Origin of the sequence: Clostridium sp. CAG:265, from assembly GCF_000436575.1 — a bacterium.
GTDB classification, from domain to species: Bacteria; Bacillota; Clostridia; order Clostridiales; family Clostridiaceae; genus Clostridium; species Clostridium lentum.
The window spans coordinates 24,859-38,923 of the sequence record NZ_FR886606.1; the positions used below are offsets into that span (position 1 = coordinate 24,859).

A 14,065-nucleotide genomic window follows, 5' to 3' on the forward strand; every position below is an offset into this window, starting at 1 on the left:
GTGTACTCTCAGCCGACTTCACCGAGCTTATTACCATTGAATATTTATCTATTCAAAAGCAATTCGGAGTATTAAGGGAAACCCTTCCAGACGTTACTCTTTCATTTGATTTCTCATGCTATTAGTTCTTAACCTAATAAAAGGTTAGGCTATACTTTTCATATAGCAACGTTTCGCACCACTATGGCTTTCTACCTTAGAGTTGTCAAATATTCTTTTATTATCTACAAACTTAATTTGCTCTTCATACGACAATCCATTTTTCGCTACTTCAAGAACCTTTTTAGTTTTATCTTTTAAACTTTCATCTAAAGCAACACTTCCTGTTCTTGGATAAGTTATAAATTTCTTTTCATAAAGGCCTTGTGCCACCTTTAATACCTTATCTGATGTCCAACCTTTATATTTACTTGTTATATAACCTTGTAAGTTAGATAAATTAAATAATAGAGGGGCATATTCTCTCTTCTTTTCCACTTGTTTCTCTATAATTTCACCTTCTTTATCTTTAAGATGCTTTTTTAATTCTTCAACAACTTTTTTATCTTCAAACTTTTCATTATTATTTTCATTATAATAAGTTCCTTCAAACTCTTCATTATTCTTTGTCTTAAAAGTTGCCAACAGCTTATAGTATGTAGATGCTTTAAAATTTTCTATTTCTTTATCTCTATCATATATTATTTTTAATGTAGGAAGTAAAACTCTTCCTATATTAATCATTTTTCTTTCTTTACCTGTGCCACCATATCTTAATGTTGCTACTGAAGTTAAATTTATTCCTATAATCCAATCAGCCCACTGTCTACTTATACCTGCATCTTGAAGGGATTTCATTTCTATATTTTCCTTTAAATTATTCATCCCTTTTCTAACTTCATCTGGAGTCCATTCATTTAATAGTAATCTATATATAGGCTTATTTTGATTTAAGTACATAAATACTTCCAGTGATATAAGTTCACCTTCACGGTCTTGGTCAGTTGCAGATATAACACCATCCACATCATCACGGTCTATTAATGTTTTAATTATATTAATTTGCTTTTCTGCCCCTTTATCTGTAACACTTCTATTTACGTTATCACATTTTACTTTATATTTAAATTCTTCAGGTATAAATGGAAATTTATCCATTCTCCATCCTTTCATATTTTCATCATAATCTTTGGCATCAAATAATTGAAATAAATGACCAAAAGCCCAGGTTACTAAATAATCATCACCTTCAAAATACCCATCTTTTCTTATTTTTATATTGTATGCATCTGCAATATTCTTAGCTACAGAAGGTTTTTCTGCTATTATTACTTTCTTCACTAAAATTTTCCTCCAATAGTCTGTTCTATTTATCATCTATTAATTATATATCTTTTTTTCATAAAAAAATAGACAGATATTAAGTTTTCAATAATACTTCTAATAACTGTCTATTTTTATTATTTAATTTTTATTAAACTATCTTAATTTAAATTTATCAATCATATTTTGTAAACTTTCAGATTGACTTGATAATTCTTCACTGGCAGCAGCACTTTCTTCTGAAATTGCTGTATTAGATTCTACTACCTCTGCAATTTGGTCTATACCATTATATACTTCTGAAATAGCCATTGCCCCTTGCTCTGTTAATTCTGCTATTGTACCAATTAGCTCTACCGCTTCCTTAGCTTTTCCTACAACAGAACTTAATGCTTCTGATGCTTCATCAGCAACATTCTTACCATCATTTACATTATTTATAGAATCTTCTATTAATATTTCTGTATTCTTTACAGCCACTGAACTTTCTTCTGCAAGCTTTCTAATTTCATCTGCAACAACTGCAAATCCTTTTCCTGACTCTCCAGCTCTAGCTGCTTCTATAGCTGCATTAAGTGCTAAAAGATTTGTTTGTTCTGATATACTATAAATAGTATTGATTATTGATTTAATGTTTATAGATGACTCTTCTATTTTATTCATAGCAGTCACCATTTCATTCATTTTTTCATTATTTAATTCAATTTGATTTCCTAACTCTCTAGTTAAAACGTTTGTGCTATTAGCTTGTTCAGTTGAAACTTTAACTTTTTCATTTATTTGTCCAATAGCAGCCATTAATTCTTGAATTATACCAGCTTGATTTATAGCTCCTTCTGATATAATTTGAGCTGTTGATGCAACTTGTTCTGAACCATCCTTAACTTGCTCAGTAACTATTTTAATATCATAGAATGTATTATTTATAGAATCTACTATCTTTTCTAGCGATTCTTTTATCTCTATAAATTCACCGATATAGTTATCTTCAATTTCAACATCAAAGTTACCTTCAGCAAATTTATTTAATACTTCTGTTATATTACTTATATTATCTTTAGTAAATAAAATCATTTCTCTCATACAATCTGCTAATACACCAATTTCATCTTCTGATGTATATTCTATTTCTAAATCATAGTTACCTTTAGCCATTTCTAATGCAGCAGCTTTTATTTCTTCAACTGGATTAGAAATACTTTCAATTATAGCTTGCACAACTTTTGTTATAAGTATTAAACCAATGATTATTATTACTATTATTATAATCATTACTATTCCTATGTATCTAGTAGTCCCTTGTATATCATCTTGAACATTTGTACTTATTCTATCACCTATTAAAGATACTTGTTCAATTATAACATCTAATACTTCTGGACAATCATTTAATATAAGTTTATTAGCTTTTGCCATATCCTTATTATTTATTGCTGTTAATATTTCGTTACCTATATTTATCCACTTTGATATATTATTACCAAAATTCTCAAGCTCTCTTGCTATTTCTGGATCTTTGTTAATATTATAAACATACTCTAATTCAGTAGTTATTTCATTTACATATTTTTTCACATTTTGATCATATGATGATATATTTTCACCATTTTCAGCTCTTATATAAGCATCTCTTATATCTCTTGCTAAAGTTAATATACTTGTTGCAGTTTCTTGTATTGATATTTCGGAAGCATACTCAGTTTCAACAAAACTTTCAAGTTGACCTTTTAAATACATAAGACCTACTCCAGTAGCAACCGTAATAGTCGAAATAATTATTACTGCTACAATTAATACTTTTTTTAATTTTTTTGAAATTGATAAATTCTTAACTGACGTTAAATTTTCCAATTTATTGTTCATAATTAAAGCTTATCCTCCTCTTTTTAACATGTTATATATTTTAGCATATTTCGAGCTAATTTGCTAACCTTTTTTTAAACTTTTAAAGTTTTATTAACTTTTATATTAAATAACCATTTTATGCAAAAAAACAAAGCTACATGCTAATTTTTTAGCCTATAGCTTTACTCTCTTTATATGTTTTTTTTAATTTCTTTTTGTCCAATTTCAATAATAATTTGTCTACGCAAAAAAAAGAGAGCTTCCTCTAGTACAATTTATTAAAAATTATATTAGATTCTTCTCTCTTTTATTTTTTATCTAAATTCAAATATCAATTTAAATTTACCTTTAACTTTTCCGCATGTAGAAGAGATGTAGAAAGTATTATACTTTCTATTGCTAATAAAGTATAGAAAAGGAGCTATCGCTAACGGATTTTTTTATCCGCTATTACGACAGCTCCCTTTATGTTACATAATTAGATTTAAAATGGCTGTCTCACTAAAACTTTTATACACAATATATTATAGTATTTATTATTAATGCAACATCCCCATACTTTTAATGAATTATTCAAATTTAAATATTAATTCAAATTTTCCTGTAACACTTCCACCAATAAAATTTTTACCATGTTTACTTGTAAAACCTATACTAGCTTCTTTTGGTGTATCACTTCCAGTTTCTTTAGCTGGTAATACACCTAAATCTTTGTTTATCACATTAACATTATCTCCAATAAACTCTTCAATTGTTCCAGTTCTTAAACTTGGCTCTTCTGAGTCTTCTGGAAAATCTGGATTATCTGTATTGCTATTTTGTTTGTTTGTTGATAACCATAAAGGATTGCTTGGTTCATTATAATTTGACTGAGTTAATGATTTATCCTTTATATAAATACCCAATGCCATTTTTGTCATAGAGTCTTGTTCATTCATGTTATCCCAATCACAAGAATTTGGTCCTACAATTTCAAGTTCACCAGAATTAACTTTTTTAGCAAATGATTCAACTTTAACTCTTACTGGACTAGTATTATTATTCTTTATTTTTAGTACTCCAGATACAAATTGATCATTCTCTTGACTTCCATCTTCATTTGGTATTAAGTTTGTTACTATTTGAAATGGAAGTTTAGTAGGTACAGTTACATTTATAGTTCTAACAACCTGTATATTTATTTCCTTTTCTGTTGAATTTCCATATAAATCAGTTGCCCTATACCTTGCTTTATAATTACCTTCAATGCTAGGATTAACATCATTGCTTAAAAGTTCTAATATAGTTTCTCTTTCATAAAGAGAATCATCTTCATCAGTTGCCCTTACAGCTTTCTTTAAATATTCATTAATAGCTTCTGATTTATTATCTATTGAATCTAATTCTATTATCGTCTTATTAGTTGATTCAATTTTGGGCATATCATATACAATTATTGTACTTGACTTTCTAGCAGTACGACTATTACTATTAGTAACTGTATATATAGCTTCATATAAACCAACAACATTAACATTTACATCCGAATAATCAAATTCTATTTGGTTAGTAAGTGGTCCATCAATACTATCATCTGCTGTTACACTTCTTTTTAGTTCTTCATAATTTATTTCTGTACCTTTTAATACTTTTTTATCCATTACTCCCATTATTCTAGGTGCTGATTTATAAATTGCTTCTAAGCCATTTGGTGTTAATTTAAAAACAGCTTCAAGTAAGTTCAAACTATTATCTACACCATCATAATAATTTTCTCTTGCTCCTTCTATATTACCCTTTATAAGCAATTTTTTAGGTGTTCTATGAGTCATAGTTAACGTGTCACCATATACATAATTAAAGTCATTAAATTGATTTAAAACACTAGCATCATTTCCATTTTGATTTCCATTTAAGGTAATTAATCGTTTCCTATTTCCTTGTTCACTTTTTAACTCCATTGTAAATACAGTAGTTGATACTGTACTATCAAGTAAAGTTGTATTTTTATCAACTACAGCAATACTACCACCATTATTTCCATTTGGAGTAATTTTAATCTTAATAGGTATTTTTTCTGGTGCTACTAATTCTATTAAATTTTCATTTACATTTAATTTATCAACCTCTGGCTCCACATAAATTGCCCTTAATCCAGAATCAGTAATTTTAAACACAGTATTTACAATATTTTCTGGATTTTGAACAAAATCAGAGTAATCTTCAGCAGCATTTCTAACTGGTCCATTAATAGAAAAATATTGTGGATGTCCTGCGTAAATTTCAATTATTGTATTATACGGAATCTTCATATTTTGAAGTGCTCCTAAAACTTGAATACTTGGTCTAGCACTTCCCATTAACTCTAAATTTTGAGTAAGAGTATAATCACTGGAACTACTTGCTGTTGTTCCCTCTCTAGGTTCATATACCTTTATTCCATAATATTTAAAATTAGAATTACTAGATGCAAAATATTCCAAACTATTGTTAACTGTAAAATTTAATTTAACACTATTTTCATCACTAGTATCTTTAATAAAACTTAAATTCAATCTATCATTTAATCCAAATTTAATTTCATCTTCAAAGATACCATTTTTCAAATTTACTATTCTTTCAGCAGTATTACTTCTTCCCCAAGAATCTGTTACTATATAATGTAAAACATTTCTTCCTACCCTTTGCTCACCTTCTACAATTACTTCATCTTTAACTTTTTCAATTTCATCTTCTTTACCTACAGATTTATTTAAATTAATTTCTTCACCATTATTAGATGGATTCCAAATAACTTTTACATTACTCTTAGTTAAAATATCATGGTCATCAAAAATCTTTACTCCCCTTAAATAATTAAAATCATCTCCTTTAATCCCATCAAATACTTCTTCATTTCTATTTTCAACAATAATACCATTTAATTTAACTTTTTCATCTATTTGTATTACTGGTGCATTATTATATACTGCTTCTAATCCTAAATCAGTAAACTTAAACCTAACATTTTTTATTTTATCAATATTAGTAACTCCATTAAAATAATCAATTTCTTTATTTACAACAGTTCCTAATATCTTTATACACATTTTATTTAATTCAGTTACATTTTCTATAGCAATATACTGCCCATCTTCATATATAAAATTTTGTATTCCACTTTCCTCATTATATAACTTTTCTTTTATAGTAGTTGCATTATCGTTACCCAAAATCTCTATGGATTTTAATTCATTACCATTAAAATCATAAATTTTTATAGTTGCAAAAATATCACTTAAGCTATTTGGATTAAAAGTAGTATTTAATTCTTCATTAGTATTAACCATAATTTTATTTTGATTATTTATATTATCTCTAGCAAAGCTTATAGAAACTCCTTCTATTCCATCAATAGAATAAATATTTATTATATTACTATCCATGGCAGATCTAATTTCAATACTTCCTGGCTTTGTAGCACTTCTGCCCCAAGAATCTTCAGCAATATATGTTATATTTTGTATTCCTAATGTATCATAATCAACTTCATCATCATTTATAGTTACTTCATTTCTACTTATTTTATCATGATCATCAGTAACTTCTATATCACTTGGAACAAGTAATAAACTTCCCTTATAATATGGAATAGGATCATCTCCACCTATTATCTTAGGTGCTTCATTATAAACATACTTTAATCCATTAGATAAAATCTCAAATCTTCCATTTTCCATTTTATCCTTACTTGATAAACCCTCAAGTTTATTTTGCTCACTATTTATTATTTCACCTTGCAACTCTAAAGTTTCCCTTGGCTCCTTAGCCCATATACTCAAAGCATAACCTTCTTCATAAGAAAAATTATTAATTTTACTTATTATAGAATTATCAATCAGTTGATTTCCCCTTAATGCAATAGTTCCCAAGTTCTTTCCCACAGTATCATAAGCATTTATTTCAAACACTTGATTTTTATCAATAAAATTAATACTAGTATTAAGCTTATAATCTAATACTCTAAGTTTTTTTTGTATTGAATCAAAACTTATTATAAGTATATTATTTCTATTATCATCTCTTACATTAAGCTTTATATTTTCCAAATTATTTCTAGGTAAAACTGTTATTGTCCTATTAATAACTTCTTTAGTTCCCCAGCTATTTGAAATAATATATTTTACAATATAAACCCCTTCCCTTAACTTTTTAAATTGTGTCTTATCTTGATTTTCTGTTCCATTTTCAATTACTTCATCACTAAAATTCACATCACTAACTTCAGTTACTACTTCATCTATACTAATTGTATAATCCTCATTATTATCATCATTAACGTTTACAGTAATGCCACTTAAAAGATTTAAAGTATCCCCTCTTTTTATAGTTAAATTATCTACACCAGTTACACTTAAAGGTTTTGGTGTCATTTCCTTAAGACCATCATCTGTTATCTTAAATCTAACATTAGAATAATTTTGAATATCTCCAAATCCATTTAAATACTTTTCACTATATATATTATTTTCATCATTAGATTCAATTATAACACCACCTATAATTCTTACAGTTGTAGATGTTTCTCCTTTTAAACTTATAGTGTCATACTTGCTAAACGATACATTATTTAAACTTGCTAACTGTAATTCATCATGCTCATTATCACCATTTAAAATCACTTTAATTTTTTCATTTCCCCTTAAATCTCTTAAAACCATCTCAAAATAATTATTTTCACTTAACTTATAAACATTACTTGTTTCATTTTGTAATATATCACTTCCTCTTAATACAAACTTATTTTCATTAGTATCAAAAATAATTTTAAATGATAAAATTCCATCTATCCCATAAATTTCTATTTCATTTTCTCTTACCTTTGATTCCACATTTATGCTAGCTTCTTTAAGAGTTGCCCTTCCCCAAGTATCATAAAGTTTATATTCCACTTTATAAGTTCCTAATTTGTTAAAATCATAATTACATATATTAGGATTTTCATTTAAATGTGTTACAAGATTATCATTTACATATACAAATACAAATTCTTTAGAAATATTTTCATCTATTTCATCACTTACATTTATATCTGCTAATAAATCTATAACACCCTTGCTAATAGTTCTGTTCTTTCTAACTCCTTCAATATTGGGCGCCTTGTTATACTTAGCTATTAATCCATCATTACTTACTTTAAATCCAGTATTTTTCATATAATCTAACTTATTATCATCATCCATATTGTCATTTTCTCTTGGCTTATCACCAAATATAGTTCCAGTAATTTCAATGCAAGATAAATTACTTCTATATACTCTTATAATATCCCCATCAGCATATTGCAACTTATTAAGATCTATTAATTTAGGAGAAGTACCTCTATCATTACCATTTAAAGTAATATTAGCCTTTTCATTTCCCTCTGAATCTTTAATTTCAATAGTAAATGCAACATCACTTAAATTATTTACAGACAACTTTTCATTACTTTGATTAAATACCTTATATGTATTTTTAACTGTATCAAATCCAATTTCAAAAGCTAATTTTCTATTAACATTTTCTGAATTAATTATATTTAAAGTATTATCACCTTCTAAATTAATACTTTCATTTTGACTTATAGATTCATTACCTTCTTGCATATTATTAACTTCTGAAAATATTTTAAATATATTTTTATATAAATTAGGTCTTACTGTAATTTTTCTATTTACTATTGTAGTTTTATCCCAACGGTCAGTTGCAGTATAAGTTACTGTATAAGGTCCCAATTGATTTGTATTAACAATATCACCTGAAATACTTGTTCTTAAATGACCACTATCAAAATCATCAGTATAAGTTACACCCTCACCACTAACAAATTCTTCACCTTGATAAACATCCTTATCTTCAGCTCCATGTATCTTAGGGCCTTCATTATATATAGATTCTAATCCATCAGGAGTTAATCTAAACACAACATTATTCATATTATCAATATCATTAACACCATCACTATAATCTTCCCTTGCATTTTTTATTTTACCTTTTATAATTGACCTAGCTGGTTCTATATGCCATAAATATAAACAATCATTATACTCAAAAGGAACATTATTCCAATTCCTATCGTTTTCTCCATTATTAGAATTAGTAGTGGACATATATGTTGAACCTTCCTCACGCCCATTAAACTCTGTTCTTTTTTTAATATGTCCATCACTTCCTATAAGAACCATTTTATAAACTACTTCATTTCTATCTGATAAAACCATTGTTTCTGTTACATCAACTACTTTAAACATTTTTTGTTCAAAATCAATTTGAATTTTAAATGGAAACTTTTCTGGTGCAACTGGACCAAATACAACTTTATTATTTGTTATATTATTTTCATCTGGATTAGTATATATTGATTTTAATCCACTTTTTGTAATCTCAAATTTTACATTAAGTAAGTTTTCTGGATTTTGTACACCATCAGTATAATTCTCTCTTTCATCAGTTACATTACCTATTATAGAAAATCTATTTGGATGTCCATGATAAATTTCAAAATAATCTCCATATTTAAATGTATAATCCTTTAAAGTTTGTAAAGTACTATCTGTAACTCTTTGTGATACATCAATGCTTATTTGTGGAACAATAGCAGTTGCCCCAACACCATTTTCATTTGGTCTATATACTGCAATTTTTACATAACCACTAACTCCCCCATTACCAAAAGACTTATTATAAGTAATTACATTTAATTTATTATTTTCATGATTAAAACCAATTTTTATTATCTCTCCATTTTCACCATTAAATATAATAGTATTTTTATCAACACCATTTTTTATTATTAAACTTCTTTCAACGCTACTTTCTCTTCCCCAGCTATCTTGAACTGTTAATCTAACTGTGTTATTTCCTATCCTTAAATGCTTCTTCTCCTCCTCTACAAACTTCTCTTCTTCTGTTTTTTCCTCAACATTACCGTTACTTAACCTTCCATTATCCTGTTCATTATTTTCAAGATTATCTCCCTGAACTGTGGAGCCATCATCCTCATTGCTATCTATAAAACTAACCTTTATTTTATTATTATCAATAATATGATTATTTTCTGGATTATCCCTATCATCAACAACTTGTATATTTTCTGTATAATTAATAGGCTCACCTGCATATACAGTAAGAATATCATTACTTAAAAACCTTATTTTAGGTGGTTTATTATAAATAACATGTATTCCATCTTCTGTTAAATTAAATCTAACATTATCAATATAATCATTACTAGTTATAGTTTGAGAATAATCCTGCTCTCCATCTCCAGCTTCACCTAATTCATTATTTCCTGTCATATATCCATTTATTCTTAACCTAACTAAATTACTGCTCCATAAACTAAAATAATATCCATCATAAACAGTAATATCTTCTAACCTTTTTTCAATTTCTTCCACATTCCTTGATTCTGCTTCTGTTAATTGAATTTCACCAACCTTTTCTTCATCAATATTAAATACAGTTAACTTAAATACAATTTCATTTTGTTGTTCTTCAAAATTCTCTTCATTAACCATACCACCTTTTACATCAAATATATTTGATATTGGATTATAATTAATAGAAAACAACTTATTATTGCCGTCTGCACTATAAAATTCAATATCATTTGATGCAGATTTTGATATTACAGATACATTCCTTTGATAAGTAGCACTTCTTCCCCAAGCATCAGTAACCTTATAATTTAAAATAAAATCCCTAATTTCATCAGTTTCTACATAATCATCACTACTTTTATTAAAAATTTTAAACTTAAATTTTTCTTTAGCTTTACTTTCATCTTCTCCTTTAAGTTTACGTCCATCTACATCAGTAATTTCTATACTGCTAAGACTTATTTCATCTGTATCATCTTTTACTTCAATCCCATTAGTTGCAACTTCTTGAGTTATATCATCATTTTTATATACATATAAAATTTTATTTAACCCTATAATTACAGGTGCTTCATTATATATAACTTGTAACCCTTCAGATTTAATTTCAAATCTTGTATTTTCCATCTTTTCTTCATTTTCAAATCCATTTAAAATAATATCTGATTTACCAGATATAAATATTCCATCTTTTGAATCATAACACCATAAAGAAATATATCTAAAGCCTTTATATGATAAATTATTAATCTTATTAACAACTTCATTATTTAATAAATCAGAATTAGTTAAACTTATAATAACTTCCTCTTCACTTTCACTATTATTTCCATTAATTTTAGTGCCTTCAGCTTTATTATCCTTAATAAGCTTAAACTCAAATATCTTATCATTTTCCTTTAACCTACTTGGAACTTTACTTTTATCAATTTTATCTACTACAAAGCGTTTATTTTCATCATCAAATCTAATAGCTAATATAACTTCATCAGTTTCATCATTTTTAATTGTTATATAATTATATTCTAAAGGACTATATGGATAAACAGTTATCTTTCTTTTTATCATAGAACTTCTACCCCAGCTATCCACAACACTATATTCAATTTCTTTTTCTCCAATTGTATTAGTATCAAAATCGCCAATTACAACCTTTTCATTTAAAGTATTTCCATCATGGTCATCTTCCACTCTTAAACCTTCCATTAATTCCTCTCTACTTAAACTTCCATTTCTATTAACTTCTAAATTAATAGAAGAATTTATTATAAACCTTGGGGCTTCATTATAAATATAAGTTAATGTACTTTCCCCTATTTCAAATCTTACATTTTTCATAAAATCTGAATTATCAATTCCATCACTATAATCTTCACCATTTTCCCCTTCCTCTTCACTTGATGAATTTTTGTCCACACCACTGATAACTATATTTTTAGGATTATTTGACCATAACTCTATACAATCACCTATAGCATATTGATAACCATCAAATCTTTTTAACATAGACCTTAAATTATCAGTTCCCTTAATATTTAAAGTCTTTTGCAATACACCATCATTTGTATATATCCTTAATTTAAATATAGATGATGATACAGATAAATCTATAGCTTCATCTTTTACATTATCTAAATCATCAACTAAAAATTGATTTTTTACAGAATCAAACTTTATTTTAAATAAACTTTCATCACCATTTTTAAATTCTATAAATTTTTCATCAAGAGGATTTGTTGATTTAACTATTAACCTCATTTCAGCAGTATTAGACTTTCCCCAACTATCAGTAACAGTATAAACTATAATTTGCTCTCCTACCTTAGAAGTATCAAAAGGGCTATAAGTTATTGAAACAACTTTTGAATCTAAATTATCCTCTGTAAATTCATCAAAATCATCAGTTATTTTTCCATTTTTTATATAATTTAATGGCTCAAAATCTGTGCTTCCTCTTATTATTTCAACAGGTGCTAAAGGTGCTATTTGTGGAGCTTCATTAATTACCTCCTCCAATCCACTATTTTTAATTCTAAATCTACGAGTTGAAATATCCTCTTGTGGTACACCTTCATTATAATGCTTAACTTCATTAGTAATTACTAAATCACCAGATGAATTTTTACTTAAAACCCTTATGTCTCCATTTATTTTAAGCTTATCTTGAGATTCTGCATGCCATATTCCCACATAATCTCCCTCTTCAAAAAGATAATTTCTTATATCATTTAATTTATCAGTATCACTCTTATCAGTACCTAACAACGTAACTGATGATTTTATATTCATATCTTTATCATATAAAACAAATTTAAAATACTCTCCATTTATAGAATTACTCATTTGCCTTCCATCTTCATCCATTATTTGAATTTGATTTGCTATAGTATCAAACCTTAATCTAAATCTTCTAACTTCAGTATCATAATAAGGAGTTCCTTCTACTATAATTTCATTTTGTGTTAATTGGTCAGAAGCATTTTCTATATTTACATTATTAGGGGTAGGTAATTCTTTATCATTAATAATTTGTTCTTCCTGCTTTTCGGGTTCATCTATTAACTTTGAAATACTTTTAGGAAATATCCTTCTTGACCCAATAGTTTTTCTTCCCCAACTATCTATAGCAATATACCTAACTTCTAATATGCCATCTTGAAGCTGAATTACTTCAACTTCAAGCTTAGAATTATCAATAATTCCATCATGGTCATCCTTTACTGATATTCCTGTAAATATATCATTATTAGGATTTTCAGAATCTATAATATCATTAAGACCACTTATAACTGGAGCTTCATTATATATTGAATTTAGATGGTCATCAGCTATTTCAAATCTTACATTTTCAATATAATCATAATTATCAATGCCATCTAAATAATCCTCTTTTTCTTTAGTTATATCACCTTGTATATTACCAGTAATCTTTAATACATCCTTTTTATTTATAGGTATTATTTGAACAAAATCACCAATTTCATAACTTAAATTTTTTAATAGTTCCAATTTTTTAGAATTTCCAGTATCACTACCATTAAGCTCAATTGCAAGCTTTTCCTTTCCCTCCTTATCATAAAGCCTTATTTTATACATTACTTCTTCTGGAGTTTCTTCTGATATATTTTTATCCAATTGATTTTCTACAGTAAATTTCTTTTCTAATATGTTAAATCCAATAGAAAATAATAAATCATTAGTTTTATTAATATATGCACTAAACTTAACTTTATCAAGCCCTAATTCTTCTTCATTATTTTGAATACTTATTTCTGGGCTTTCTCCTTTAATATTTTCATCATAATTATTTATTATTTTATTATTATAATTACTGCATATTTTTTCATTTTTACCAACAATGCTTTTTTCAATAGCTGATGTAATTATGCCTTCAGGTAAATTTTCTATAAACAATATAACTATACAAACAATAATAATTAATCTTTTTCTCATATATTAAATTCTTCTGCTACTCGAAATATGGACAAACGTATCCATATTGAGATTTTTCCTTTTTCAACGTGACCTATTTTGTC

The 14,065-nt window shown here is 26.8% G+C and carries 2 protein-coding genes and 1 pseudogene; all 3 read right to left on the minus strand.

The annotated features are described in order from the left end of the window. Window positions 1-156: 156 nt before the first annotated feature. Window positions 157-1,320: pseudogene (locus Q5O29_RS05310) on the minus strand (DNA topoisomerase); the annotation flags it as partial. A gap of 138 nt (window positions 1,321-1,458) precedes the next feature. Next, the gene (locus tag Q5O29_RS05315; RefSeq protein ID WP_022211949.1) at window positions 1,459-3,165 is read right to left on the minus strand and encodes a methyl-accepting chemotaxis protein; all 1,707 of its coding nucleotides are present in this window, start codon (window positions 3,163-3,165) and stop codon (window positions 1,459-1,461) included. 551 nt (window positions 3,166-3,716) lie between these two features. Further along, window positions 3,717-13,982, minus strand: coding sequence for an immunoglobulin-like domain-containing protein (locus Q5O29_RS05320; protein WP_022211950.1), 10,266 nt, complete (start codon window positions 13,980-13,982; stop codon window positions 3,717-3,719). Between the last annotated feature and the right edge of the window lie 83 nt (window positions 13,983-14,065).